General features: G+C 42.8%; 27 protein-coding genes. 2 read left to right on the top strand and 25 right to left on the bottom strand.

The window, feature by feature from the left end:
- Nucleotides 1–72: 72 nt before the first annotated feature.
- The 25 genes from LA360_RS17940 to LA360_RS18060 all read right to left on the bottom strand — a co-directional run bounded on the left by LA360_RS17940 (nt 73) and on the right by LA360_RS18060 (nt 24,991).
- Nucleotides 73–312 carry a helix-turn-helix domain-containing protein gene (locus LA360_RS17940; protein WP_002578423.1) on the bottom strand — a complete coding sequence of 80 codons (240 nt, stop codon included), beginning with the start codon at nt 310–312 and terminating at the stop codon, nt 73–75.
- Nucleotides 309–731, bottom strand: a complete 423-nt coding sequence (locus LA360_RS17945) for an RNA polymerase sigma factor (RefSeq protein ID WP_002578424.1) — start codon at nt 729–731, stop codon at nt 309–311. The genes LA360_RS17940 and LA360_RS17945 overlap by 4 nt, the downstream gene beginning before the upstream one ends.
- Nucleotides 732–986: 255 nt before the next feature.
- Nucleotides 987–1,523, bottom strand: a complete 537-nt coding sequence (locus LA360_RS17950; RefSeq protein WP_002578425.1) for a VanZ family protein — start codon at nt 1,521–1,523, stop codon at nt 987–989.
- A gap of 271 nt (nt 1,524–1,794) precedes the next feature.
- A complete protein-coding gene (locus LA360_RS17955) occupies nt 1,795–2,148 on the bottom strand; it encodes a hypothetical protein (RefSeq protein WP_225537604.1) in 354 nt (117 codons plus the stop codon).
- Between the two features lie 125 nt (nt 2,149–2,273).
- The gene (locus LA360_RS17960; protein ID WP_022200996.1) at nt 2,274–3,692 is read right to left on the bottom strand and encodes a M56 family metallopeptidase; all 1,419 of its coding nucleotides are present in this window, start codon (nt 3,690–3,692) and stop codon (nt 2,274–2,276) included.
- Nucleotides 3,673–4,086 (bottom strand): BlaI/MecI/CopY family transcriptional regulator, encoded by a 414-nt coding sequence (locus tag LA360_RS17965; RefSeq protein ID WP_002578428.1) that lies wholly within the window; start codon nt 4,084–4,086, stop codon nt 3,673–3,675. Before LA360_RS17965 ends, LA360_RS17960 begins: the two co-directional genes overlap by 20 nt.
- A gap of 368 nt (nt 4,087–4,454) precedes the next feature.
- On the bottom strand, nt 4,455–5,126 hold the full coding sequence (locus LA360_RS17970; RefSeq protein ID WP_002578429.1) for a hypothetical protein: 672 nt from the start codon (nt 5,124–5,126) through the stop codon (nt 4,455–4,457).
- Nucleotides 5,127–5,682: 556 nt separating this feature from the next.
- A complete protein-coding gene (locus tag LA360_RS17975; protein WP_002578430.1) occupies nt 5,683–6,774 on the bottom strand; it encodes a hypothetical protein in 1,092 nt (363 codons plus the stop codon).
- 130 nt (nt 6,775–6,904) lie between these two features.
- On the bottom strand, nt 6,905–7,813 hold the full coding sequence (locus tag LA360_RS17980) for a conjugal transfer protein (RefSeq protein WP_002578431.1): 909 nt from the start codon (nt 7,811–7,813) through the stop codon (nt 6,905–6,907).
- Between the two features lie 15 nt (nt 7,814–7,828).
- Nucleotides 7,829–8,833: a bifunctional lytic transglycosylase/C40 family peptidase gene (locus LA360_RS17985; RefSeq protein ID WP_002578432.1), complete on the bottom strand. Its 1,005-nt coding sequence runs from the start codon at nt 8,831–8,833 to the stop codon at nt 7,829–7,831.
- Complete coding sequence (locus LA360_RS17990; protein ID WP_002578433.1) at nt 8,830–11,211, bottom strand: CD3337/EF1877 family mobilome membrane protein; 2,382 nt, start codon at nt 11,209–11,211, stop codon at nt 8,830–8,832. Before LA360_RS17990 ends, LA360_RS17985 begins: the two co-directional genes overlap by 4 nt.
- Complete coding sequence (gene tcpF / locus LA360_RS17995; RefSeq protein ID WP_007037481.1) at nt 11,208–13,661, bottom strand: conjugal transfer ATPase TcpF; 2,454 nt, start codon at nt 13,659–13,661, stop codon at nt 11,208–11,210. The genes LA360_RS17990 and tcpF overlap by 4 nt, the downstream gene beginning before the upstream one ends.
- Nucleotides 13,645–14,037, bottom strand: coding sequence for a conjugal transfer protein (locus tag LA360_RS18000; protein WP_007037480.1), 393 nt, complete (start codon nt 14,035–14,037; stop codon nt 13,645–13,647). The genes tcpF and LA360_RS18000 overlap by 17 nt, the downstream gene beginning before the upstream one ends.
- Before the next feature lie 92 nt (nt 14,038–14,129).
- Nucleotides 14,130–14,618, bottom strand: coding sequence for an antirestriction protein ArdA (locus tag LA360_RS18005; RefSeq protein WP_038282373.1), 489 nt, complete (start codon nt 14,616–14,618; stop codon nt 14,130–14,132).
- 130 nt (nt 14,619–14,748) lie between these two features.
- Nucleotides 14,749–14,970 (bottom strand): hypothetical protein, encoded by a 222-nt coding sequence (locus tag LA360_RS18010; protein WP_002578437.1) that lies wholly within the window; start codon nt 14,968–14,970, stop codon nt 14,749–14,751.
- A gap of 51 nt (nt 14,971–15,021) precedes the next feature.
- Nucleotides 15,022–16,245 (bottom strand): MobT family relaxase, encoded by a 1,224-nt coding sequence (gene mobT, locus LA360_RS18015; protein WP_048928902.1) that lies wholly within the window; start codon nt 16,243–16,245, stop codon nt 15,022–15,024.
- A 152-nt stretch (nt 16,246–16,397) separates the two neighbouring features.
- Nucleotides 16,398–17,795, bottom strand: coding sequence for an FtsK/SpoIIIE domain-containing protein (locus LA360_RS18020; protein ID WP_112481450.1), 1,398 nt, complete (start codon nt 17,793–17,795; stop codon nt 16,398–16,400).
- Nucleotides 17,796–17,831: 36 nt separating this feature from the next.
- The gene (locus LA360_RS18025; RefSeq protein WP_002578440.1) at nt 17,832–18,209 is read right to left on the bottom strand and encodes a YdcP family protein; all 378 of its coding nucleotides are present in this window, start codon (nt 18,207–18,209) and stop codon (nt 17,832–17,834) included.
- 21 nt (nt 18,210–18,230) lie between these two features.
- Complete coding sequence (locus tag LA360_RS18030; RefSeq protein WP_002578441.1) at nt 18,231–18,545, bottom strand: YdcP family protein; 315 nt, start codon at nt 18,543–18,545, stop codon at nt 18,231–18,233.
- Nucleotides 18,546–18,728: 183 nt separating this feature from the next.
- Nucleotides 18,729–19,445: a hypothetical protein gene (locus tag LA360_RS18035; RefSeq protein ID WP_007037475.1), complete on the bottom strand. Its 717-nt coding sequence runs from the start codon at nt 19,443–19,445 to the stop codon at nt 18,729–18,731.
- Entirely contained in the window at nt 19,438–19,755 is a 318-nt protein-coding gene (locus tag LA360_RS18040; RefSeq protein WP_007037474.1) for a hypothetical protein, read from the bottom strand. The genes LA360_RS18035 and LA360_RS18040 overlap by 8 nt, the downstream gene beginning before the upstream one ends.
- The gene (locus LA360_RS18045; RefSeq protein WP_002578444.1) at nt 19,748–20,836 is read right to left on the bottom strand and encodes a hypothetical protein; all 1,089 of its coding nucleotides are present in this window, start codon (nt 20,834–20,836) and stop codon (nt 19,748–19,750) included. The genes LA360_RS18040 and LA360_RS18045 overlap by 8 nt, the downstream gene beginning before the upstream one ends.
- 229 nt (nt 20,837–21,065) lie before the next feature.
- Nucleotides 21,066–22,346 carry a group II intron reverse transcriptase/maturase gene (gene ltrA / locus LA360_RS18050; protein ID WP_002578445.1) on the bottom strand — a complete coding sequence of 427 codons (1,281 nt, stop codon included), beginning with the start codon at nt 22,344–22,346 and terminating at the stop codon, nt 21,066–21,068.
- A gap of 1,031 nt (nt 22,347–23,377) precedes the next feature.
- Complete coding sequence (locus tag LA360_RS18055) at nt 23,378–24,772, bottom strand: site-specific integrase (protein ID WP_112481451.1); 1,395 nt, start codon at nt 24,770–24,772, stop codon at nt 23,378–23,380.
- A 15-nt stretch (nt 24,773–24,787) separates the two neighbouring features.
- Nucleotides 24,788–24,991 carry a helix-turn-helix domain-containing protein gene (locus LA360_RS18060; RefSeq protein ID WP_057573185.1) on the bottom strand — a complete coding sequence of 68 codons (204 nt, stop codon included), beginning with the start codon at nt 24,989–24,991 and terminating at the stop codon, nt 24,788–24,790.
- Between the two features lie 617 nt (nt 24,992–25,608).
- Between LA360_RS18060 and LA360_RS18065 the strand changes: the two genes are divergently transcribed.
- Together LA360_RS18065 and LA360_RS18070 are read left to right on the top strand one after the other, a co-directional pair.
- Nucleotides 25,609–25,848: a hypothetical protein gene (locus LA360_RS18065; protein WP_112481452.1), complete on the top strand. Its 240-nt coding sequence runs from the start codon at nt 25,609–25,611 to the stop codon at nt 25,846–25,848.
- A complete protein-coding gene (locus tag LA360_RS18070) occupies nt 25,836–26,039 on the top strand; it encodes a hypothetical protein (protein ID WP_057573184.1) in 204 nt (67 codons plus the stop codon). The genes LA360_RS18065 and LA360_RS18070 overlap by 13 nt, the downstream gene beginning before the upstream one ends.
- The last annotated feature ends 3 nt before the right edge of the window (nt 26,040–26,042 follow it).

Genomic DNA, 26,042 nt, shown 5'->3' on the forward strand with positions numbered 1-26,042 from the left:
CATTTTAATAGACTGGCAAGCTCTGTCTGGGAAGCATGGGCTTGTCCATGCTTCCACAGGAGAGCGTTATTTTTAGTTTGATTCCCTGATTTCAAAAGATAAAATTTTTGCAATCAGACGTGTTTCCATCCGGCGGCGTAGGGTTTCATCTACAACCATGTGGGTATTTCCGTATTCGTCTTTCATAGGACGCATGGAACGGCTTGCAATAAAACCGCTATAATGGCGTACAATCTGGTTGACTGCTTCAATATCGCCGTCCGCAGCCCTTACAATCACAGGAAACGGAATCATAGGGTGCTTTGCTGTCATGCTTCTTCCTCCATAAATTTTTTGATAAATTCCAGTCCGGCGTGTCTTCTTCTCTGGATGGTAGAACGGTTGACTTCCAGAATTTTTGAAATTTCCGTATCGTCAAATCCAAGAAAATAATATCTCAGGATAACATCACGTTTCTTTTCGTCCAGATGTTCCAATGCTTCTGCTAACAGGCTGTTTTCAATGCGGACAGTAAATCCATCCATTTCAAAAGTATGGAAATGGGATGGGTATGTGTCTTCGGAAGAAAACAGATTGACGGTGTAATCATCCATATCACAGAACAGGGTTTCCCGTTTACACTGTCTGGATAACACTTTGAGATAGTCTTTGCGTTCATCCTCCATAGCGACCTTGCAGATGTAATCAAACTGGTTCTCTATGGTTGCCTGAAATTCAGATGGCTTCATCATTACTCACCCCCTTTCTTGCCTTAAAAGAGGGTAGAAGATTTCTTGACTTCCCCCTTTCGTGCTTAGTCCCGACACGAAAGGGCTGTTTGTTGCATTATCTGTTAAATTTTCTAATTTCTAATGACACAACAAAAATAATAGGTGCAAAGCCATCTAGCATATGGCATTTTAAAACAATTCAAAATGGTATTTGCATTTATAGGCAAATAAAAAGAGAGCGCAAAAATGCACTCCCTCTTTAAATATAAATACCGTTCATTCTTTAAGCCAATTTAATATATGATATTTCTCCGCTAGTGTAATTATAAATAATCCTACTAAAATTCCAGCTATTTGTAACATAAAATCATCAATATCAATCACATAATTGGGAAAGCCAGTAATCAAATTAATAAGCAACTGAATAGGTTCAATAAATATACCTGCTAAAATACTAATAATGCTGATTTTCTTTACAGATGCTCTCAAAATAATATAAATCAATATTGGTATAGGCATTGTTAATACTATATGTCCGGCTATACTTATAAATCCCAAATTTTTCAATGTTTTAAATGGGATAGTTTGTAAAGTCAGCCATGGGCTAATACTATCAATGCTTTTTCTTATAACTGTTGGAGAAAAATATATACCAATTAAAAAAACACAGTAGAAAGCAGTCAGAATATAACCTATCATATAAAAAGTGGATTCGTTTTTTTTAACGAAAGAGTATATTCCAAGTATGCCTAGAACAATAAATAACATTATAAATATCTTTAAGTCAGGAATCTGTCTTATATATGTCCACATAATTACCTTCCTCGTCTTTATAAAAAGGGATACAGGTATCTTCCACCTGCATCCCTAAAAATATCACCTTTCTGTTATTCAGGCTTTGCAATGTATATTACAACTTCTTAGAAGTTATAGCTAATATTTAACGTTCCTGTCACACGGTAGCCAGTAGCTTCTATTAATCTTAAATAAATTCGATATGTTCCACTTCCATCTCCAGTAAGTGTTACAGACCCTCCATCTTTTGCGGATACGTAAGCATAATCAGTAGCAGACCATTTATTTGTCACTGCTGATTTTTTTCCAGTCCTATATATAAATCTGAATCATCGCCCCCTGGATATCCATAGCTCTCTATCCATACATTAATATCAAAAGTAGGTGTATCTGAAACTACCCAGTTTTGCTTCGTATAAATCCCACCGGTCATATCAAAGTCACCTCGATATGTACCGCTTCCTCTTACATCGGCGTTAATAATTATCGCCTCATAATTTGGATTGCTGTCATCAACAAAATCAAGATGTCTCCCATCGGTGGGGACCATCTGAACTGAAAAAGTATCTGCATATGCACTTATAGGTAAACAAACCATTAAAAATATTGAAATAAAAATCGAAAATATCTTTTTTATGAACATAACTTATCCTCCTTCCACATTTTTAATAGACACTGCTCTATTTGTAATTCCCCATTGGAATCCACCTCTTTTCTCTAGCCGCTACCTCAGGAAACATACTTTCAATGGCATTATATTGAGACTGTTTATTTTAATATAGTTATGCTTCCGGTAATATGTATACTCTTTGACGTAGTACCCTCCAAGAATATTTTATAGCTTCCAGATTGCTCAATTGAAAATGTATGGTCAATCCATCCATTAGAAGTCTGAACATATATTCTCTTGCCTTTGGAATCCTCAAGTCCCGCCTTAAAACTGTCAGAACTACTATCTGATTGTAGTATAAAAGCCACTTTATTACCTGAGGTCAAAGAAAGACTATCTCCATACTTCACATTTTTTCCATCAATTGTTATATCAATTGTCGTTACTCCCCTTGGATTTATTTGTATCGGGTATTCTATTACATCTTCCGAATAGTGAAATTCCGTCTTCTCAGATAATTCTGTAGATTCCTGCTGGACTTCAACTTCCGTAATCCAAAGTTTCTTTACCACTAAATCCTGTAAATTTGACATACCCCAAGAAGCAGCAAACACTGTAAGGGGACACATCAAAACCATTGACATTACCAACACAGCAAATGATATTCTCTTTGTTTTTTCAGTCTTTTTCATGATATTTCTGATTCTCCTTTCCAAACCGTTTACCGTATGGCCGGTAAGCGACACCGTAGTTAAACCAAGCTCTTTTTCCTGTATTTGTAAAATTAGTTCCGCATACATAGTATGTCTTTTGATGGGCTGGCGATTAAGTACTTTCTCATCACAGGCCATTTCATTTACTTCAACAAAATAATCTGATAGTCTGTAAATAAGCGGATTAAACCAATGCAGAGCGCATAAAATAAATACAAGTCTGCGAAAAAAATAATCCTGATTTTTGCAGTGAACCAACTCATGCTTTAACAGCAACCCCCATTCTTCCTGCGTGTAGTTATTCTCCGGCAAGAAAATTTTCTGTTCAAATATTCCTGTCATAAAAGGAGACTGAATTATTTCATTCGATAATAACAACACCGGACCCTTCAGACCTAATTCATTCATTGCCTCTCTTTTTGTCTCTAATAGAAGTTTATCCTGAGTATACTTACTGCATTTTTCTAGTTTTTTGAGAATCCTTCTGTCATTTGCATATTTGAAGATACCATAATAGATAAATCCTAAAAACCAGGCGAGAAAAAGCAACAGAGATATCCAGTGATTTCCCCAAGGTGTTCCGTAGCTAATTGAACTTTTGTGAATGGTATCCATATAAAGCAAATCATCACTGACCAAATAAATTCTTTCCCCAAAAACGAATTTATACAAAATTACACCAGCCAATACCGGCATACCAAAGGCACTGAATACTAGAACCATTTTAAAAAACAAACTTAAATGCTCCATGTCCATTCTTCTTTCCAGATGTTTTCCGGAAAGGGATATAACCGATATTAAAATATTCAATGAGACAAATAGCGTTACTAACAGTGCCAAAATGTCACTTATCTTCCAGCTCATCTTCCAGCTCCTTTAAAAGATTTCTGGTTTTTTCTATCTGTGCTTTTGACAATGTCTTCCCACAGAAGGCAGCAACTAGGCGTTCAAAAGAAGTATTACCCAATACCCCCTCAATCTGTTGGCGAAGTAATGCCTGCTCATATTCTTCCTGTGTGACTAAAACCGTATAGAAATGATGGAGTCCACTTTGCTTTTTATCAACGTAGCCCTTTTCAGAAAGATGATACAAAATCGTACTTTTTGTACCTCTTGCTTGTGGAAATGCCTGATAGATTTCCTCACTACTGACACCTTCTGGATGTTTCCAAATAAATTTCATAAATTCAAACTCTGTAGCAGAAAGTTTTTTCTTTCCACCCAGATAATTTAAAGGTGCTTCAGCAGGTCTTGCCATAAATACCCCTCCTTTCTGTATATTTGTTAATATAATTATATTTATATAATACCATATATTTGTGTTTTTGTTAATACATAATCTGTTCATAATATTAAAAATCTTTGGACTGCATATTAATCCATTAATCTTATCTCTTTTGTGATTCCATACTTTTATAGTAATATGAAGACGAAAAAGGGGAGAAGCCTTTAGATAAGGAATCTCGATGTTTCAGCGGCAAAAGCTAATGTACTAATCATATATCAAACGTCTGCAAAACTGTTTTTATACTTTTACAAATGTCTTATTCCTCAAAAAAATTATTCCGTAAAAGTATACTTTTACGGAATAATTTTTTGGTGGATAGTGCTTCTTCTATAACCTATTTAATCATCCACACTGCCAGACCCATGCAGAAATTCATTCCTAGGGAAATTTTCAGTAGCCAATTTAATATACATTGAATTACCAGGAATAGTAAAGTTTGCCCCACCCTTCACATCATCTGCATATCCCCGGAAACTCCCTACAGCATTTCCGTCAGACATTACAGTCAGAATATAACTATAATTATCATTGGTGCCTGTAGACTGGCTCTTAGAATAATAAACGTCAGACTGGGAATCTACCCATACAGTACTATGAACATTCCAGTAAGCGCTTGGGGTAGTGCCACTTGTCTGGATATTGTAGTAGAAACTGCCTGTAGAGCTAATCCCCTCTATTATACCTGTATTGGGATATATTCTTGCTAAATCGGGTTCGGATTCAGAACTATTTGCTATTGTCCTGGCCATTATTCTATCCTGTTTTACCCCTTCTACCGCTTCTGCTTCACTATGGTAAATAGAACCATTTATCAGTTCACCATTTTCATAGTTACCATCCAAAAGATAATCATCCTCGGATAACGTCTCTGCATTTCCCCGTGTTTCAACCTCGTACTGAACGGCTGGAAGGCTATCCAACAGTGATACTTCCTCTGCCATTGAGCTAAAAGATAATGCTGAGGTTGTCGATAATACCAAAATTAATGCTAGAATTTTTTTTGATTTCATAATATTCCCCTTTCTTAATATGGTTCAAAATGACTTAACGTTAAGATTAACTCTATTATTCTACCAAAAAGGATATAATCAATATATACTTTTATATTTCCAATCAATTCTATATTTATTTTCTACAGATTATCCAATACTTATTTTCCCGCCAATTTTATTTGACCATTGGCAGCACCTCCTTTACTTTAACGCTAAAGTGTGTTTCATTGACCCTGTCCAAAAATGTGATGACACATATTATACTTTATGTAGAAATCATATAAAAAAATTCTTTCTTTTCACTTGAATGTGTAATATCGCAGGCGGAAGAAACAACATTTTATATTTTCAACTACTCTTCTGATTTAACCGTGGTATATTCGTGGTAAAATGAGTGTTTTTCTATACCTCAGAATATTTGAAAGTATAGTATTTATTCGGATAATCGGAAATCAGACATAAAATTTAATTGGAAAAAATACACATTCTATGCAACGGTATACTGTTATTATAAATATTTCTTTCCCTTTTCATCCAATGGTTATAAACCATAAAAATGACCAAACAGATTGATTCAACTCCACCACTCCTCATTAGGAACTGTATCATTCCAAAAACCTTCTACATACCAACTATTTGTCAAGTCTTTTTTTAAGTATATATATTTTTCATTTATACCTTGAAGCAAACCGCTATTTGGTGATGAATCAGAGGATATGATATATACTTTAAAACAGGCTTTATCATTCGTAGTCTTTATTTCTTCACTACTTGCAGTTAATTGCAGAGCATTCCACTCTTTTTGTAATTCTTCCGAATATTCTATACCTTCAGATAATGCACAAATACCGGCATATTCACCATAATTTATCATAGTACAATAAGAGAATATTAACGATGAGGCCGACTCTGCCCCCTCATTAACGAATTGTTCATAAAAAAAATCGTCTTGTCTTGAAAGTTCCGGCATAGTACAATTCTTGTCGCTGAATAGTACCCACTCCTTGTCGTCTCTAATATATGATATTCCTGTAATTTTTTCATTTCTAACATTCAATATGCCATAACTCCCGTCAGCAAATAAAACTGATTTTTTACTACAACGATACGGCTTTACAGATAGTTGCTCAGGTGGGATGTCTTTTGTTAAAACAAAGTCTTCAAATATGTCTTTTTCAGAAATATCGTTTGTTAAGTTTAAGTTTCTGGATATACGGTCATATTCATATAGAAGCTCAGAGGATGCAGACCATATCCATATAGTGTCAGCATTTGGACTGACTGATATCTTACAGGAAGAATCATTACTAAAATCATATCCTAATGCCTGTAAGTCAATACTATCCTCTATTTCACCAGTGGTCAGATTATAAATAAATAACCCAAAATAATCATGCATTATAATAATGTTGTCATCCGCAAAGTCTAAAACCGGCATATCGGTTGCAATCTTTGTATTTACAGACCACTTGGCAGGAGTGGCCTGCATATTAAAACTTGGCGGTGATTCTGATGTATGTACCTCAGTTTTTCCCGTACTATTTATTGCTGCCGCTATTTGCTCCTGTTTAAGTTTTCCAGAGTTTGAACATCCAACAACAATCGTACTGAAAGCCAATGGTATAATTGTAAAAGTTACAAATCTTGGCATTTTTGTAATAAACAATCAAATCTCCTCCTTGTATTAAACTCCATCAATAATGATAGAAATATAATATATTTAAATAATATAATTATATTTGTATAATACCACATATTTTGCTATTGTCAATATTTAATCATTTATCAGCCTTGACTTATTTAACAATCTTCCAATTCTCCCCATTCTTCTCTAGAACAAGGTCAAACTGTGATATCTGTGTTGTCATAGTCTGATTATCCAGATATTTCACCGCAAGGGAAGCTGTCACCTGATTCCCTTTTCGGTTGTAAACCGGATTCACCAGTTCCGAGAAGATATATTCTTTCCCCACAGGTTTCAGCACGCCCTCATTCACATAATAGGTCAGCTCCTTTGCGGTTGCCGTAGGGTACAGCTTGAAAAAGGTAGTGAGAAATTCGTTGATTTCCTCCGTAGTGATGGAATCCACCGTACCGTCACTTTGTACTGCTTTTGGAGTGTAGCCGGATTTTACGGGAACGCTGGTGATGGTAGGATTCTGAACAATCGTCAGGTTTCCAGAGCCATCCACATAGACTGTCACCTGATAAGCGGAACGGACGGTTTTACTGGATTCCCCCTCTGTGATACGCTGTTCTACCGTATAGGTCACTTGATAATGCTGCTCCTTTTCTTCTATGATTTCCCATATCTGAAAGTCAGTCAGGGCAGACGATACGGGGATGTCCTTTCGGACGGTATCTACATTCAGGGCTTGCAGTTCTCCGGTGAGATACCCTTTTAAAGCATTTGTCCGGTTATCAATGGAAGCGGCGGACTGTTCCCATGAATAGTAGACTTCTGCGAAATTCTCCACAAAGTTTTCTATCTTGTGGGTGTCAATGATTTTTTCCTCAATCACTTTGGTTTCATGGACAGTGTGGATGTCTATCGCCGTGAAATTCTTATAGACGGCAAACAGGAAACTCACCGCCAGAAGCACCCACAGGGCAATCACGGTTTTTTTGTGGGTATTGACTTTGTAAACTTTCAGCTTCTTTTCTTTCTGCTTTTTCTGGTTTTCCTCTTTTCTAATCTGAATCATATCGGTTCATCCTTTCTATTGTTTGATTCGTCCGGCTCCGGCAAGGTGCTGTTGCCAGTAGGAGCCTGTCAGGTCTGCATAACCAATGGGATTTCCGGCATGGTACATCCGGTTATTTCCCACATATAGCCCCACATGGGTGATATAGGTTCCGGCGTTATAGGTGGAGTGGAAAAAGACCAAATCCCCTGCTTTTGCTTCGGACAGAGGGATGTGCTGTGTTACATTGTACTGTTCCTGTGCTGTCCGTGGCAGGGCGATTCCTGCCTTGCCATAGCACCACTGCACCAGTCCCGAACAGTCAAAGGAAGTGGAGGGGGAATCGCCCCCGTACACATACGTCCAGCCCTCATATTTTAAGGCTTCCTCCATGATAGCCTGCACCGTTTCATCATCAAACTGTGCCACGGTCAGGTATTGCGATACTAAAAGGACGTAAAACATATTTCCGTAGGAATACCGCCAGCCCCCGTTTTTTTCTACGGCAACAGGGTTGGTGTAGGTGACTTTCTTTCCGCCGGATTTGTCCCTTGCGAAGCTCTCTGCCAGTTCAAAGGTGTACTTTTTTCCGTGTCCTGCCACATAGTCTAGGAAACCGCCACCGTAATTGTAGGACTGAATCACACTGTTTAAGTCGCAGCCCTTTGTTTCTGCCGCTGCGAGCAGTTCCGAGAAATATTTGCAGCCCTGTTTGATGGATTCCTCTGTGCTAAGGGAGTTCGGGGGAAGCCCCAGAGATTCCGAGGACTGCATAACGTCTTCCAGTGTGCCGCCGGATTCCACCTGAATGATGGCGAGCAGCACATTTAAGTATTCCTCTATGCCATATTCCCTTGCATACTTTTCCAGCATAGGTTTATGAGCGAGGACTTCCTGTGACACGCTCATACCCCCATAGATAAGGTTTCCGCCGCTTCCGCCGTCTTCCTCATCCGAGAAGACAATCACCACCAAAAGGAGCAGGGAAAACATCATCACGAACACGCCGGAACAGGCGAAGAAAAGGTGTCTTAACTTCATGGTTTCTCCCCTTTCTTCTGTTTGGCAGCCGCTTTTACTGTTTTTGTCCACTCCTTTCTGGCTGTGGTACGCCGGATGGTAAAGTTCGATTCCTTAACCGCAGGAGCAGCCCGTTTTCCTTCCGGTATCACAGGAGCCGTATCGTTCTGGATAGGTCTTACCGGACGGGGAGCAGCAGGTGTGGTGGTTGGAGCTGTCTTTTGTCTTTCATCTGGCTGGACAGGGGAAGCCGGTGGGACTATCTGGCGTTCTGCCCTTACAGGCGGTGTATGTTCATAGTGGATGGAAGCAGCTTTTACCACCGGAACCGAAGCCCGTTCTGCCACAGTCCCCTCATAAGAAACCTGTCCCCGTTCCCTGATGGATGGGGGAGCTGGCTGTATAGCTGGCTTTCCTGCATGAGCGGTATCTGCATGATTTCGGAAATTTTCCGGCTGCTTTGTAGTAACAGGGCGTTCATGGACAGGAGCCGCCCCTTTGGGTGCTTCGGAAGCAGTCTTTTGCGGCTGTTTTGCCTGTTCCAGTTCCGCCCTGCGTTCTGCAATGGTCTGTCTGCGGCTTTCTGCCTGTGCGTTCCGCTGTTCGGCTCTGGCAGTTCGGGTCTGGGTCACGCTGGAAGTAAAATCCTGTACTCCCTCTGATACCTGTGTTTTCCCGTGGTAAAGGGCGTACTTTGCATTGACAGGCAAATCTTTTGCCTGCTCCCGAAGCTGTCCGGCAGTATCGGCTATCTTATCTTTGGTATCTGCCACTGCACCCACCGCAGAGCCAGCCCGTTTCCATGCAGATTCCTTTTCCGGTGCTGTCTGTCCGTCTGGTCTGCTGTGGTCTGCCTGTGTCCGTTTGGAGGAACCGGAGTTGGAAGCATTTTTCTGGTCTGAGCCAGCCTGTTTCCCTGCGTGGTATGCAGCTGTTCCAGCCCCAAGAGCTGTCACAGAACGTCCTAACTTATGCTGTAAACGGTGCATATGGGCGTGCATGAGCATACGGGGTCTTCGCATGATACGGCTTCCCATGCTTTGGGAATCACCGCTCTGTAAGGAGAACATCCCCATCAAATCCCCCAGCTTGAAATAAATTCCGGCAAAGGTCACTATCTGCAAGAACGCCGTCAGGAAGAACGGATATTCCCCAGACAGGTTGTAGAGCATGGTGGAAATACTGAACGCTACCGTGATAATCAGGGTGATTCCGGCTCTGGTAAGGATGGTATTGAACAGTTTCGTGATGGCACGTTTTGACATCCCCTCAAAAGAGGGAACCATGCTAAGGAGAAAGCTCACAGGCAGGAACATGGCGTAGATGATAAAAAGCACCTGTGAGAAAATCATTATCCCCGTGAGCAGGAATACAAAAACGGAGATACCGATATTGAACATGAACAGGAAGAAGACAGTTCCCAATCGGTTGATGGTCTTTGTGATGGTAAGGTTCGTGTTTTCCCTGTCTTCGATTTCCTCCACCACGATTTCTTCCCTGTCCTGCCCGTTGTTTTCGTCTGGACTGGTTGAAAGCAGGCTTTCCACACGGTCTGTTCCAATGCTTTCCACATCCGAGTTGCCATATTGCAGCAGGAGCCACGGCTGCTTGACCTGAATGGAAAACAGGCTGTCCCGTATCAAATCCACACTATCTTTTCCCTGACTTTCCGAGTTGGGCAGCACAATCTTTGTGCCAAGGGTCAGGCTGGCATTGCTGATGTCTGCGGAAAATTCATTGATTTTCCCGATATAATCAGGAGCGTAGGCGATAAAGGCAGCGGACAGCACGAACACTACCACAAAATTGACAACGGCATGGATGGCTTTTGTAGTTTCCCGTTTGATAAGCCCTGTGTAGGCAACGTAAATCCCCACCACCAGAATGAGAATCAGCAGGAACCCGATATAAAATCCCTCCGAGGACAAGCCGCCTGTGGTAACGCCTGCAAGGGTCTGCATATTTTTCCCGATGGAATCCGCCGTGGAGGAAATGAAGTCCAGCGAGTAGGCTTCCTGAATCAGATACCCTGTGGCGTTGGAAAGGTACAGGCTGATGGTCCAGATAAAATTTGTGATGGCATACAGCCCGTACATTACCTGTTTTCCGATACCGTCCAGCCAGTTCCACGGGAGCCAGTCCCATCCGCTGTCCACATAAAAATCAAGCTGGTAGTTGTCCAGAGGATATTTGCTGTATTCGTTGGCAGCGTCCACCGTATCATCCACCAGTCCGGCAGCGTGGGCGGCAGTACCGAAGACTGCCAGCAGCAGGAGGATGAGCAGGAGTGCCAGCAGCACTTTTCCTGCTATACTCCCGATTTTTTTTAAAGAGTTTTGTCCCTTTATCCGGCAAGGGACAAGGGCTGTCCCCTGCTGGATGGGCTTTCTTATCTTCATTCCTCCACCTCTTTTCTTACGGGCGGTCTGGTGTCAAAGGCATGGAACAGGTCTTCAAAGATAGGGTGGAACTGTATCACTCCTACACGCCCGTACAAATCACTGATAAGGCACTGTCCGTTTTCTAAGTCACGGAGCCGTTTCTGGTTGTTTTCATCTTCGGAATCCACCCCGAAAAAGGTGAGGGTCTTTTTGATTTCGTTGATGTCCGTGGAACGGAACGCATACTTCAAGCCCAGATTGTTTTTCAGTTTTTCATCCAGCAAATCGTCCGTGTTCTGGGTCACAAAGTAAACGCCTGCGTTCATGGCACGTCCGGCACGGACCAGCTTCATAGAGAGGGTCTTGCCCTGTGCCACCTGTAAGAAGCTCCATGCTTCATCCAAATCCACAATCTTAAACACGCTGCGGTCGGTATGGATGAAGTCGAGGGCAAAGGTACTGATAACAATGAGCATTGCCACGGAAAGCAGCTCCATTGTGGTGTATTCTTCAAAGGTCGTTTCCTTATCCGGCAGCACCAAATCCGCCACCTGAATGATGTTGAGCTGCTTTTCAAGGCTGATGGACTGTGTGACATCCTCATCCGAAAAGAGCAGATGTGCAAAGTCATAGTCCGTAAAGGATTCAATATGGTCTGCTATGCTGGTGCTGATGGTGGTTCCCTCCGCCCGTAGTTCCTCAATCACCTTTAAAAGCCCCCGCTCCTCACTGTTTGTTACCGCACGGATGGCTTTCCGAAGGACGGGGAACTTCTCCCCGTCACGGCTGGAAATGCCTGTTAAAAAGGTCAGGATGTCGATTGCCAGTGATTCGGAATCCTTTGGGTTCTCCATAATCACATAAGGGTCAAGCAGGCCCCTGTTCTGTTCCTCCGAGGTCAGGTTTACGATATTGATTTCATGGGCGATTTCCGGCAGGGTTTCCTTCCAGCGTCCCCGTTCCGCTTTCGGGTCAACAATGAGTGCCTGTGCCCCAAACAATACACAGTAGTAGACAATCATGTTGTTACTGAATGATTTTCCACCGCCGAGGGAGCCGACAAAAGCGGCAGCAAGGGCATTGGTGACAGAGCCTTTCACACCCTGACTGGCAAGGGCAGGCTTTAAGTACACGTTTCTTCCCGTATCAAGGCTATACCCGATATAAATGCCCTCCGGTTCCCCCAACATCTGGGTTGCACCAAAGCCTAGACCCGCGAGGAAGTCACTGGTGACATACTGGATGTAATCGTTCATATACCGTTTGCTGGCAGGGAGAAATTCCCCATGCAGCCCCAGCATATCCCCAAAGGGGCGGACCAGCTTCACGTTCAAATCGTCATAAAAATCTTTTACCTCATTGCAACGGCGTTTCAGTTCTTCCAAGTCGGGAGCCGTCACACGCACCACATAGGACAGCTTGTACATGGATTCCTTGCTCTGGTCTAAGGTGGATTCCAGCTCATTTACGCTGTCTAAAGCGTCCACCACATTTGTGCTGGTTTCACTGTCATTCTGCCATGCGTGGTTGTCCAAATCTTTCAACTCTTTTTTCTTGTTCCGTACCGTGGAGAGGGCTTTCCGGTTTGTCACAATCTCTACATTCATAGAGGTATCAATGGGAAAAGTAAATTGCTGCTGTTGATAGTAAAAGATTTCCGAGGATGGAAAGTCCAATTCCCCCACAATGCTGTTGATGGTGAAGTAGGCGGCATATACCGTTCCGTCTTCCTGTTCGATTTTCAGATACCGCTGGTTTTCCTCTATCAGACAACGGGTGGGTTTGATAAGGTCATAGTATTTTACCAGCGTTTCCTCCTGAAACCGCTTCTTCGGCAGGTAATACTCATAATCTTCATAGGCGGTTCCGGTCTGTCCGTATAAATGCTCAATCAGATAGCCAAAATCGTCCTTATCAAGCCGCCGGACTTTAAAGCGGCGTGATATTTTACTTTCCAACAGTTTTTCCATCTTCTGAAACCGCCAGATTTCCTCATTGCTCATGGAAACAAAATCCTCCATGAGTTTGTGGTTGACTTCATGGAGGAAGTCGGAAACAGCGGTCTTTGCTTCCCTGCGGAACTGTTTTATGGTGACTTCCTGCTCATTGACAAGCAGCTTAAAACCGATAAAAAAGCGGTAGTCCACCTGATTTTCCCCTATCATGGAAATCAGGGCTTCGGTCTGTGCGTCAATCTTTGCACAGGCAACGTCCTTTAACTTGCCCGTCACTTCCTGTTTGGAGCGTTCCTGTGCCGCCCGTATGCTGGATTCAGTGCTGATTTGCAGGGCGTGAATCTTTCCATCCCTGTTCTGGGCGATAAGCTGACGGAACGAATCATGTACCTGATATTTCTGCTCAGGGCTTAAAAAGGAATAGTTGTAGGGAAGCAGCTCATAGTAAGCGAAACACTCCCCGTCATGGTTGAACACAAGGTTATTTTCGATATACTTAATCGGATATGCCATAAATATCACTCCTTACTGCCGTGATGGGCTGTGCCGGATATTCCTTTTCCAGCTTCACGGGCTTTCCTGCATACGTCAGTTTCGGGCGTACCAGATATGCCAGTACGGATTTCAGGAAGCCGTAAGGCTTTTTCCCGTCAAAGGTCTTCTGGCACATGAACCAAGTGAGGGCAAAGGGTACGCCGAAGTATTTCAAAAATGCCCCGTCAATGAACGAAAGAGGAGGGAAGTTCCCAAAGAGCATAACCGCAAACATTGACACCACGAACCACGCCATCTGTGTGAACGTGATAGGAAATGGCAGCTTAAAATCATTGATGGAATAGAGTACCTTTTCCACCGACCAGATACTGGTATAGCTTCGTATTTTTTTCATGTTGTCTGTCCTTTCTAAAAGATGGGGCAGCAAAAGAGCCGCCCCTGAATCAAAAAAGCCGCCTGTATTTCCTGAAAGAGATACAGACGGGTCTAACGTAAGATTTCATATACGCCGTGGTTCGTGACGATAAAAGTTCCATCCAATTCCATGTCACGCCCATAGGCTTCATAGTCGATATAGTTTTGTAAGTGTGCCGGAAGTTCTCCAAGCTGTCCGCTTTCTTCCAGATAGTAGCGTGCTACGTCCGCCATATCGTCACAGCCGGAATGGCAGATAATATCGTCTTCATGCTCACAGAGTTCTTCGATACTGCCAAAATAGGATTGCAGCTCTGATAGTTCCTCCTGAATGTATTCCGGTAAGTCCTCCACCATTTCACACAGGCGGTTGATTTCCTCAATGGGGGTATATTCGTCAATCTCAAATGGCAGCTCATAATCATGGATGGCGTATTCCTCATATTCATCATTCAAACCGATACGCTCTTTGACTTCCTCAAAGTCCACAGGTGGCGTGAACCATGCCCCCACTAATTCGCCCTCATTGTATTTTCCTAAGTTGGCAATGTAAATCCGCATTTCTTCCACAGTGTCACCTCCATTCTCTGCCATGCTTCTTTTGGGGAGTTACACTCCCCAAGCCCCTAGTGGACTTCCGCCATGAAGCAATCAGAGCTTGCTCCATAACGGAAGTGTGATATGTTTTTTTCTATGCACCGATAATCTTATTGAACAGTTCCAGTAAGATGTCCTTTACACCATCCGCATTGAAGACAAGACCAACCGCTATAAGGGACACCACCAGAAAACCGATAAGTTTGGAAAATTCCCTCTTAAATCCGAGGTACAGTCCAATCACCACGATTGCCAGCAGCACAAGGGACTGGGCGTTGGATAAAAACCAGTTGTAAAGATTCTGTCCGAAATTCATAAAAGCTCCTTTCTTTCCTGTAAGAGTTCTTAGGTTCCAAGATTGCCGCCGTTAAAGCACCACCTCCTTTGCAGCGGCGGCTTGCTGCTTCAGGATTTTTTCGTGCTTCTCTGTCAGCTTTGCATGGGTGATGATGTCATGGACAATTTGGGTGTGGTTCATCTTATCCAGACGGAGAGCCAGCTTTAATGTAGGAGCTACCTGATGGGAGAGCCAGTGCAGGGTGCGTTCAAAGGAATAGGGTTCCGGTTTGGTTGTCAGTTTCAGGCTTCCCCTGTGTTCCCCTATAAACCACGCCCATTCCTCACTGATACGCCAGTCAGAACGGGGCTTCGTATCGTCCCTGTCCACGAACCGGACATAGCGGTTGATGATTTGAAAGGCTGTCCGTTCTGGATTGTCATGTTCTAACAGGTCACGGATGGCGTAAAAGGCACGCTCATTTTTCAGCCGGATTTCAAAGCGGTTCTTTACCTCTGCGTACGCAATGGGAATATCATGCTTTTTGTATTGCTCATAGTCCTTTTCGTAAATGCAGAAGTACACCTCACTTTGGAGGGAGCCGATATACAGGGTGTTCCCCATACATTCTTTTTCCTCACGCCGTACCAGTTCGCCGCTGCGGTAGCTTTTGAAGCTGCGGAAGACCGAGATACATTCCTCATTCCGGCACTTCTCTGTCAGATGGGGAATGTTTAGGATTCCCGTTTTATCATTGATAGCAAGGTCAAGTCGCTTCATTACGCCGTCCTCCATGAGAACATCCATAAAAAATTCATACCAGCTCCGTTCCTGTGCCAGCAGATAGCTTTCAAACTGGCGGCAGCCACGCCCTTTCAGTTCCAGCAGCACCCCTTTTTCCAGTTCCGGCGATACCAGAACGAAAATATCACCCAGATAGTAATGCTCCGTGTAAGAGTAGAATCCGTAGTCTTCATGGATAAAGTAAGGCAGCTTTAGCCGCAGTACGTCTTCCACGATATGCTTCACATCCGTAGTGGGGAAGCGAATCCGCACATAGTCAAAGAGCATTTCAAGGGGAGCGTCTGGATTGAAGCGTTCCAGAGCTTCCGTGATGGCTTCCTGTAATGCTTTGGATGGGTGAGCCTTGCCCGTTTCAATATCGCTCAGGTACGGACGGGTGATTCCGGCAGCTAACGCAAGTTTCTGTTGTGAGATACCGTAAGCTGCCCGTTTCTCCCTGATGTCCCGTACCCATGTTTCTTCATTCAGTGAAAATCCCTCCTGTCTAAAAAAGCGTATGCCAACTTTCAGAGCCTTGTTGACATACGCCGGATATGGGGAAAATCCCTTGTGTACCGTGGGATTCTGCCCTGTTGTTTGGTTGTTGCCTGTCGATTTGTACCCCTCTGTTAGATACGAGGGGTTCCTGCTGGCGTGCCTTGCGGCACACCAGCCACAGCAGGTCAGTCCGTTTCTGCGGCTTTCGCTTCGCACGCCGCCTGCACTCCCTGCCTGCTGTCTATGAGCTTTTTTATTTCTTTGAGGAAATCGTGTCCTTTTGGCACAAGGGGCGTGTAAAACTCTGAGATAACGCTGGTTCCCACATCCACATAGCCACGCCCTTTTATCTGCTTTAGGAAGAAATCCTTTGTGGTTTCCCCGAACATCATCCCATAGCCCATTTCCGACATCCGCCCCAGAGCCACACGGAAATTGAACTGGTCACGGATTCCGTCCCCCAGATACTTTGCGTCCGGACGCTGGCAGGCGAGAATCAGGAAAAATCCAGCCTGCCGCCCAAGCATAACGATTTGTTTTAACTTATTTAGGACAGCAGCGTTTTCCTTTGTGCCGAGCATTTCCATAAATGCCACATATTCATCAAAGATAAGGAAATTTGCCGGAAGCCCAAGGTAAGCGTAGTTTTCCCCTGTCCGGTAATTGTCCATGAGCTTCATGTCTTCGCTGCGTTTCATCATTTCTTCGTAGAAACGGTCAATGCAGGCGAGCATATCTTCCTTTTTGTAGTACACATCCGGCATAACTGCCTGTAAGTCCGCAAGGTCGGCGTTTTTTGGGTCTAACACGGACAGGACGGCGTTGGTGCGGAGCAGGGCTTCAATAAGGGTCAGGATGAAGTAGGTCTTTCCGCCGCCGGTTCCTCCGGCAATGAGCATATGGGGGAGCTTGTCATAGTCCCACCAGACATTTTCCATGAGCCGGAGCCTGCCGTCCTTTGCCTGTACGTCCTCAATGGAGATACGGCTGGCAATGGTATCATAGAGCAGGGTGTACTCCACATAGGAATCCTTTAATTCCTTATCCGTCAGCTCACAGTACAAGCCGCTTTCCAGCTTTTTCTCCAAGTTTAAGAGCTGTTCCTGATATTTCCCCAAGGTGATTTCCACACGGATATGGAGCAAGCCCTGTTTCATCCGGTAGTAGATTTTGGGAAAGTAAGTGATGGTTTCTTTGGAACGGCTGGAAGATAAGTCCTTGAAAAAAGCGTCATCCTTTCTCTGTTCGGATTCATACCACTTGTTTTCTAACACCATCCTTGCCAGCTTTTGGCGGTGGATGAGCTGCTTTACTTCGTCCCTGCGGTATCGCCAGAACAGAAGAATTACTGCAAGACACACCAGCCCTGCCACGTCCATGCTGAATAACAGGTAAGGGATATTTACATCCTGTGCTATCTGTGAGAGGGACACTTCCTGCCAGTTGGTTCCGGCTATTTGCCGGATATGAAACAGCAGGACAACCAGCAGGAAGACAGGGAACAGGGCGGCAAGGGCAGTATGGAACACAAGGTCTTTATCCGTGGGACGGATACGTTTTCCACGGAGGAAAAGCTGCTTCATGGGACAATCCTCCTTTCGCTTTCTTTTATGTTCCTGTTATTTTACAGGGGGAGCGTCTTTCTTCGGCAGCTGCGGATTCATGGCAGCCCCTTTTTTCAGGACAATATCATCTGCCTTGATGTACCAGTCCACTTCTGCCCCTTGAAAGGTAGCCGTTGCCACGGTGTCTGCCACAGGATGGATGATTTCCACCTCTGCGTTGTAATCAAATTCCTTTAACGGCACGCTGGCAGGGATGGAAACCTGAATCATACGCCCCTGTCCTCTGGATTTTAAGTCATAGGTACGTTCCTTGATTTCTTCTGATACCGAACCATCTTCATTCTGGAGGTGAACCTCACGGCGGAGGGCAGAAAATTTCAATGCCCCGAATGTTGCTTCCTTGTCAATCACGATTCCGTTTGCTAATCTCATAGTCTGATGTCCTCCTTTTCCTTACGCTTTTACCATATCGTCAGCGTGCAAAATGTAGTTGGTAAAGCCCCGTGTGCCGATTTTATAGCCCTCTGCGGTGATACGGGGATTGACGAGCTTCACACGTTCCTCAAAGTCAAAATGTTTCTCTCCGGCTTCGGCAGGGAGGATAACCACAATATCATCCGCCCTCTGTACGTCTGAATACAGGTTGAAGCTACGGGAGAGTACCGCCATGCGTCCGTTGATTCTACGCTGTTCTGTTTTGTCTTCTCCGGCAAACTCCAAGTTGCCGAATGTCTTTTCCATGTTGGGGATAACGAATTTTAATTCCATATAGATGTACCTGTCCTTTCTGAATGTTGTGTTTGATGGTTAGTTTTGGGTTCTGGTTTGAAAGCCGGAGGGGAACGCTCCGGCGGTGGTGGTTTCTTCGTAGTATCACGTCCTTTCTGGTTTTGGGGTAAAAAAATAGACGCTCAGTTTTGAACGTCTATAAGGGAAATACTTATTAACTTTTTAGTCTTCTGCTGGATGTTTTGAAAGATAACGGGAATAATCTGTGTCAAATTGTAAAGATTTCAACTGTTCATCTATAATTTGTAATAGGTTTTTATCGTTAAGGATTGCTTCAAATTCTTTTATAGAGAAATCAATAATGCAATATTTATCTTCCAATTTCTCCTTATGGAGATAAAATTTTTTTATTAGTCCAGCACCATTACTCCATCCGGTTCCGCTAGTACCATAATACGAAAATAAAATGCCTATTTTTATGTTGGTTGTCAAAAGCAAACTACAAAATTTTCCTATGTATGTAACACTAACGGCTTTGTCGTAATTTTTACATTCTCCTAAAAAGGTATCGAGTTTTGGGTCAATCAGATGATATGTCAACAAAACTTTCCCTTGAGGAGTTAAAGTAACGATTTGGTCTATTTCATTCGTTGAAGTTCGTAAGTTTCTATCTACATTAAAAATATTTCCAGAGATAGTTAAGAGATAAGAAACTAAATTTTCTAAAGCTTCTCCCTTTAAGTTATGTAAATTTTTAGGTGCATTGTCTGTAGGGGAACTGTCATGAAGCTGTTTGAATTTTTCAAGTAATTCTTTATAAATGTTTTTTTGAGCTTCACTAATTTCACAAATTTTTTCGTATCTTAATTTATCAGATATACTATTAAGGACATTTAATGCCTTAGAAATTTCTTTATCATCTGGCATAATATCAATCATCACGTACCACCATATATATTAAAAATGAATTTTCTATTGAGGAAAGTTCGCTATGGCAGAGTTCACATTCAAAAGTTTCAGGTAACTCATTAAACAAACGTACTGTCCCCATAGATTTTTGGCAATTACTACAATATAATTCATAATAACTTTGCAAAATTCCTTGCTTTTCCAATTCAGATAAAAAATCATAGATTTCAGGAATAGATAAGGAAAATTTTCTTTTCAAAACGCCAGGATAAATCCACATATTTTTTCTATAATTCTTGAAAAAATTAGTTAAGGCAATGCTATCTATATTTTTATTCATTTTGTGTTGTATCGTCATTTCTATGATTGACAATGTATTCGATAACATAATTCATTCGCTCCATTCCAATTAGCACATTACTATAGTAATATTGTATTAAACAATAAGATTTATTCATGTAATTAAAGACAAACTTAACACGGTTACTTCGTGTTTTTATTTCATTTTCCCATAACAATTCAATCCAAGGATAATCGGACATTTCTTCCATTTCAAACATAAATTGTTCTAAGGCTTCTCTGAAATCAGGTACTTTTTCTAATTCTGCCTGATTGTCATTTAATAGTGAGCGTAGTTCTCCGATAAATGGTAATATATATTCTTGATTGTTGCCGACATCCAGTTGTGCGTTTCCACCATTAGGTAATTTCATGGATTGAGCAATAAGTTTTACATTTTCATCACGTTTGCATACATTAACCATAAAGTCTAAATTTAGCGGAATCAAATCGCACTCAAAATGTTCTTTAAAATAATCAGACATTTCCGCAATTAAGTTGGAATATATAGTCGGTTCTTTTTTGTCGGATAAAAAGACCCTTTTTAAAACATCAAAACGAAATTCTATCAATTCTCCTTTTTCATGAAATACAACTAAAAAGGGATATTTAGTTAAAAATTCTTCCTGTGTGAGAGGATGAATAGCTGCATATGCCAAATTAAATTTCAAAAAATAGTATCCATCCATAGAGTATGCAACAGGTTTTACGAAAGATGTATATAAGTAATCATTTTCATAAGTGTTTTCAAGAGGAATGATTTCCTTTGCTTTTTTTAACGTTGATGAAAAATCGTCGCAGGTAAAAATAACGGAATACTTATAATCTTTTAAAAACTCCCATTTTTCTAAAGCATATCCAGCTCTTTTGCTTTGGTGAATGCAGGTTACAAGCTGTTCGGATAATGTTTTTTCTGAAATATCTACAGTTTCTAGCCCCTCTATGTATAACTGTCCCGAAGTATCTGTTTGTTTAGTCGCAATTCCGTGCTGAATGAATTGTTTTACTAAATGGCGTTTTACTTTATCTGAATAAGCCATTACTGTTTTTTCAAGATATTCTAAATAGTTGTTTAACTGCATACAATCCCTCTTTTCTGTGCATATATCTTTCGTTATCCTGATTATACTTGATATAAGTGCAAAAAGCCATGCACAAATCAAAATTTTTATAGGATTTTCGATATATACATAATAATAAAAGTTTTGGTGCTATTGCATATATAAATCGAGTAGGAGGAAGGCGATTATTTCGCCTTCCGACCTCTCACACCACCGTACGTACCGTTCGGTATACGGCGGTTCAATCAACTTAACATGTAACAGCCTTTTCGGCGTAGTAGTCTTCCATGGATACAAGACCAAACTTAGCTAGTCTCTCTTTACTGATACAAATGTGGAGATTCCAGCTTCTGCACACTCTGGCATATCCTTTGGCATATGAAATGCCATGTGCCGCATTTGGCGGCAGACCAAGTTTGATAAGATTCTTTTCCCTGTTCTTTGGCGTTTTCCAGTGTTTCCATATGCACATGCGCAGTCGATACCGAATCTGTCCGTCCATTTTTGCGCACAGCCTTTTCATGCTTCCGATTTTGAAATAATTTATCCACCCTCGGATAAGCCGGTTGAGTTTCCCAATTTTATAACCATTGCCCACTCCCCAGCTCCTGCTTGTATATTTCTTCATCTGCGCCTTGAACTTTGCTGCCGCTTTCGGGTGTGGTCTGGCTTTGTACCCTTTGGCAAATGAGTCATAGTAAAATCCAAACCCCAGATACTTAATGCCCTTTGGTTTATCAACCCTGCTCTTTTCCGCGTTCACTTTCAGTCCAAGCTTTTCCTCTATAAACCGAGCCACGCTCTTCATTACCCGCTCTGCCGCCTGTCTGCTCCCGACCATTATAATAAGGTCATCTGCATACCGGACGAAATCCAGCCTCCTTGCTTCCAGTTCTTTGTCCAGCTCATTTAACATGATATTTGCTAACAGCGGCGAGATATTTCCACCCTGCGGTGTGCCGACTACCGTATCTTCATACTCATCATCAATCATTACGCCGCTGACCAGAATCTTTCTTACCACCGATATGACATCTCCGTCCTTTATTGTCCGTCCGAAAATCGTCATCAGCTTGTCATGGTCTACTGTGTCAAAGAATTTCGCTAGGTCGATATCCACTATCCAGTTGTGTCCGTCATTCATCATTTCCAATGCTTTAAGGACTGCCTGCTGTGCACACCGCTTGGGTCTGAATCCATAGCTGTGGTCGTGAAACTGCTCCTCAAATATCGGGGTAAGCACCTGTGCCACCGCCTGCTGTACAAAGCGGTCTACTGCTGTTGGCACTCCAAGATTTCTTGTACCACCATCGGGTTTGGGTATCTCCACCCTGCGGACTGGCTTCGGCTTATACTTCCTCGTCCGCAACTGTTCCTTAATGTTTTCGCCGTTTTCCGAAAGATATGCGCCAAGTTCTTCAACGGTCATCCCGTCCACGCCTGCCGCTCCTTTATTCCTTACGACTTGCAGATACGCCGCATTTAGATTATCCCTGCTTAATATCTGCTCCATGAGACTGCTTGTGTCCATGCGTTGTTTCCTTTCTGCCCCTTTTGCCTTTGCCGCCTTTGAAGTCATCGACAGGCGTATGCTCCGGCTACGAAGTGGAACGTACTTCAACTGATTGATTGTTCAGCCCTTCGCTCCGTCCCCATTACAGGAACTTCCTCACTACTATGGCTTCTGCTGACTTCTCACAATTCGTTGTTACTACGGCTAATGAGACCGCCTGTGAGACCTCCCCAGTTAAGGTGCGTGTTCTTTTCCTCCATGTACCTGCCGCATTTACTCGTACTTCCGGCAACCTTTTGGACTTCAGTGCCTTTTGCCACCTTATCCGTATTTCCGAGCCTTATATGCGGTTCCTGTCCGTCAGGTCAGAGGTTTGCTTACAGCTTCTTTCAGATTCCGTCTCACGGCGGACACCCTTGCTGTTCGGCTATGTGCTTCGTTGTTGCCTACGCGCACTTGGGACTTTCACCCATTAGAAAACGCCCATGCTGGGCAAACAAAATAGACGTTTCATGTTTTCACACAAAACGTCTATTCCTTGCATTATGGAAAAGAGTATCGTATAATCTTGATAAATGGTTTCCTAGCTGGAACTGAGCCAGCTAACACGTTGCTAACACTTTTGTTACCAGTACAGGACATTTCGTGAATCTATCTTCCGCACAGACCTCACGCTTTTCCTGTATTATAAGGTGTTAGAGGGTATTACAGGAGGTTAGAAACTACTTGCTGCAAAAGGACCTTTAGAACTCCTAAGCGGTAGGTCGGGTGTTCGAGTCACCTCGGGAACGCTGGAAACATAGCCGAAAGCCTTGATTTTAGCGGGTTTTCGGCTTTCTTTATTTCAGCGCCAAAACTCGGATTTGCTAATATGCTAATACATCTGAAAATCGAACCTGCATGCTAATACGAGTTAAATGGTCGGATGTTCAAATAATCCGGCCCATTTTTCTGCTAATAAAACTCCCATTTTGAAGCTTCTCAAACACCAGATTTTTTCTTTTTTGCTAATACGGTATTTTTACCCGTTCATTTGCCTGCTAATAGATTTACTCTTTATTAGCATTTTGGAAAGACCTGGCAAATTCTATTAGCAGTTCAGGATTGGATTTCATAAGCTGCTGCAATACCTGTTCTGCAGAATTTACTTCATCTTTATCATTTTTCTGTGGCTCACTGATGCCTTTGCCGTCAAGGAAATCATCCATCTTGCCGGCCAGCTTTTCACGCTCACTTGCAAAAGAATGTTTCCCATAACGTCTGGTCAGCATCTCCAGATTGGACCATCCGCCGGCCTGCATAACCGAATTGTAATCACCTCCGGACATAAGAAGTTTGGTGGTGGCGCTGGTGTGCCGCAGGCTGTGGAATACAATTTCCTGGGGATCCATATCAGGGTCATTCATTTCAGTCAGAATTTCCTTAAACCGTTTATTCAGGTGTTCTGTCATAATGGGACGACCATTGGCCTGGCAGATGGTAAGGTTATAATCCATGTAGCCATCCGGTCCTAATTCCTTTTTCAGCTTGTCCTGCATTTCCTTCAATACAAGCAGTGCATTCAGAACACTCTGGGGAACATCCACATTCCGTATCGTGTCGTCACTCTTGGGTTGTTTCAAAACAATCATGGTCTTGGTTCCCGGATAAAGATTCGGGAACTTGAAAAGAATGTTCATCTTTGGCATATCCATATTCTTCTTGGATACCCTGTCGATTGCCCTGTCAAATAAAATGATCTGCTTTTCAAAATTAATCTTGTCCCACTGCAGGCCGCCGATTTCCCCACCGCGCACGGTACATCCAATGGCAATCAGAACCGCACAGTGGATTAAGTAATAATCATAATATTCGGGACGGTTGGTAAATTCCAGAACCTTTAAAATCTGCTCCGGCTCCAAAATTACCCTTTCCTTTTCGTGATGTTCCGGAAGGGTTGCATTAAGGAATGGATTTTTGCTGATATATTCCCAACGCACCGCAAGATTGAAAGCACACCGCAGTACCTTATGGATATCATGGATGGTAGCTGCCGTGATGTGTTCCCGCATGGGCCTCCCCATATTCGTAGCCGGCTCTGCTTCAGTTTCCAGAAAATGATAGTAGTCATCTACCGTTTTTGTCTTGATGGAACGGAGCTTTTTGTCACCCAGGTAGGGGTGCACATAATTTTCCAGCAGTCCGTTGTTTCCGTCATAGGTAGATGCCCTCCATTTTTTCAGGCCATATTTTTCAATGAACTCATAAAGAAATTCACTGACTGTCATATCCTTGCTGTCTACTGTAGTAATGGTATTTGTCACCTGCTCATGTTCAATCTGGGTCTTCCTGCTTTTGGCCGTGGAATAACTGAGTCCGGATTCCCAGACCTGCTGACGCTTTTTTCCGGTTCCCTGATAATAAACAACAGAATATGATTTTCCTCTTTTTACAATAGATGCCATACTGATTCTCCTTTTTTATTTGCTGTCCAGCCATTCATCGAAGGAAGGTTTTGACACCCTGACATACTTCCCTACCCTGACTGTCTTAAAGAGAGACTGGGAGCAGAGATTGTAAGCCATACTGCGGCTGATCTGCAGAATGTCGGCAATCTCCTGGACGGAATAAGTCCTTTTCTCGTTACTGGCTGGCGTTTTCATGATCTTTTCATCAGCTGCCATATACACTCCTTTCCTTGCAGCTAAAACAGAATCAGCATAATCCTTGAAAATATTCTCCATATATAATATACGAAGTGAACCGCTGAGATTTCAACTGCAATTAGCAAAAAATATATTTCCGCGGGCAATGAGCCAGGTGCCGTGTTCACACGGGCATTTGGCGAATGCCGCGAGAGTCACATATCCTGCGGTTTTGCAGTGGGTATGTGACTTTATCCACATGGCGCCCTGGGCCACTTCCTGCGACGGAGTCCCCGCCGCGTATTTTCAGGCCGTGCTGTGCAGCGATTAAGCAGGGGCAGGTTTTTTACGGCAGACCTGTCCCATGCACCTGTATAACTCCCAGTACCATGCTGTGAAATTGTCAATGTACGTTCTATGGCATCTTTTTAAATGACCTATATAATAATAAAATAGGATGGAAATCATATATTTCTGCAAGAATCAGAATTTTTTTAAATTTCTTTTGTAGTATATATAGTTAAGAAGCATTGACTGATTCCATATCTTGTGTTACACTTCCCTTGTAATTGATTTTTGTGCGCATCCTTTTATGGATATAGCCGGAATTGCCTGCATGTGGCAAACTTCCGCATTGCACACGCTGTTAAGTTTGTATGACCGTGCCAGCAGTATCACTACGCCCTGTAAGTGATATACCGCTGGTTTTTATTTTGGAAAATTTTATTATCTCTTTTCAGAGCAGGAATGACACAGGTTCACAGGAAACTGCGGATGCCAGGAATAAGAAAGTCATTCCTGCTTTTTTGCTGCCTGAAAGCCGGAAGGCATATAGGGATAGAACAACATTCACAAGGAAGAAAGAAAGGAAGGTGAAGATCGATTGCAGAAAATAAGATGGCTGGATCAGGACTGTAACAAATGCGGCAGGCAGCTAAACAGCTGGGATGCCCGGTTATCGAAAACCCTGGCGTACAAATATCCGTGCTGCGAATCCTGTATTGCCGGGGAATATGATATGTCGGCAGAAAGACTGCGGGGCCGCATGGAAGACTATTTTGGTATGCGCCCATGCCAGGGACTGTAAGGA

Source organism: Enterocloster clostridioformis (assembly GCF_020297485.1).
Taxonomy (GTDB): domain Bacteria; phylum Bacillota; class Clostridia; order Lachnospirales; family Lachnospiraceae; genus Enterocloster; species Enterocloster clostridioformis.